The 1,674-nt window shown below is 45.3% G+C and carries 2 protein-coding genes; both read right to left on the reverse strand.

All coding sequences use genetic code 11. From position 1 onward, the window contains the following. Positions 1-134: 134 nt before the first annotated feature. Complete coding sequence (locus KW93_RS16140; protein WP_442956630.1) at positions 135-620, reverse strand: GtrA family protein; 486 nt, start codon at positions 618-620, stop codon at positions 135-137. After that, positions 541-1,485: a glycosyltransferase family 2 protein gene (locus KW93_RS16145; RefSeq protein ID WP_033544083.1), complete on the reverse strand. Its 945-nt coding sequence runs from the start codon at positions 1,483-1,485 to the stop codon at positions 541-543. The genes KW93_RS16140 and KW93_RS16145 overlap by 80 nt, the downstream gene beginning before the upstream one ends. Positions 1,486-1,674 lie beyond the last annotated feature (189 nt).

The raw sequence follows: 1,674 nt of genomic DNA on the forward strand, positions 1-1,674 counted from the left end.
TATCTTACGGTTTTACCACCCTTACTTATGATTCTATCTTTTCCCCAGCTTTCTCCCTAAATCAGCCCAAACTAAAAGCAGCCCGCCATCAGCGGACTGCTTATAAAGCTGCTTCTATTACAATGTCTATACTATTAGCCAATATGCTCACCAATTTCATCTTCTGCTTTATCATTTGCCAATACTTTTTTCGAAACAAAGAAAGTAGCGGGGATCGTGATCCCCTGCGCAATCAGAGGTGAAATGTTTTCATTTAAATGCATGAGGTCCACCAGCAGGAATAAGGCGGCACTCGATACCGAAATATTCACCACGTATGTTAATGGAAATTGCAAAAATTTACGGAGTGTCGGCTTCACCTTATAAGTGAAATAGGAATTGAAATAGAACGAGCCGACCATGCTGATGAGAAATGCGGAAATATGCGCCGCCATATATGGCAGCGACAGGATATGCATAAAGAACAGGTACAGGATGTAATAATTGGCGGTGTTCAGGAAGCCGACCAGTACGAAGCGGAACATCTGGCCCGCCAATTCCCTATTTTTTATTGTTCTCAGGATCGGCAGTTTCCATATTTGTTTCATAAACGAGGTAATGCGGTCGTTGTTTTGTTTCATAATAGATCCTTCCTATATATTCTCCAATCAGGCCAAGGAACGTCAACTGGACCCCTCCGACCAGGAGAATTGCTGAAATCAGCGTGAAATAACCGGGCACATCGACGCCACGGAAGATGATTTGGATGAGCGTGACGATTACATACAGAATCGATGCAGCTGTCAGCGTCGTTCCAATGTAAATGGATGCTCGAAGTGGTTTATTGTTAAAAGACAGCAATCCGTCGAACGCATAGTTCAGAAGCTTGGGAAATGTCCAGGTACTCTTGCCGTCTTCCCTGGTCAAATTTTCGTAATCGATGATGTATTCCTTGAAGCCGATCCAGGCGAAGAGGCCTTTTGAGAAGCGATTATATTCCTTCATTGATAATAAAGCGTTGACTGCCCTTCTGCTGAGCAATCGGAAATCGCCGACACCGTCTTCGAGTTCGACTTCGACGAACCAGTTGATCAGGCGGTAATACAATGAAGAAAGGCCCGAGCGCACGAGCGAGTCGCCTTTACGGTTCCTCCGCGCAATGACCTGGTCGTAGCCCTCTTCGAATTTGCCGATCATCTGAGGAATCATTGAAGGCGGGTGCTGCAGGTCGCCGTCCATGATGATGACCGCGTCGCCTCGGGCAAATTCAAGGCCGGCAAGCATCGCCGCCTCTTTGCCGAAATTGCGGCTGAATGATATATAGTAGACATTTTCTTCCTGTTCGGCCAGTTCACGCAGGATATTGTCCGTGTTGTCACGGCTGCCATCGTTGATAAAGATCAGTTCATATGCGACAGATTGACCCAGCACTTTCTGCATTTCGAGCTGAAAGTTGCGGATGTTATTCCCTTCGTTGTAGCACGGTACGACAATAGAAATTTGCAACGCAGTCAATCCTTCCTGTTTTCTACTCTGATTCCTCATTTTACTGTAGATTGTTGAATTTGCAAAATGTAGTGGTTGAGGGGTGTGGGGGTTGTCTTATGGTTTTTGGGGTCACACTTATGATTTTAGTAGTCTCTCTTATGGTTTCGCGTTTCTATTTTACGTTTTGCGGGTTGTATCTTATGGTTT

Source organism: Planococcus sp. CAU13, from assembly GCF_000775575.1.
GTDB lineage: Bacteria > Bacillota > Bacilli > Bacillales_A > Planococcaceae > Planococcus.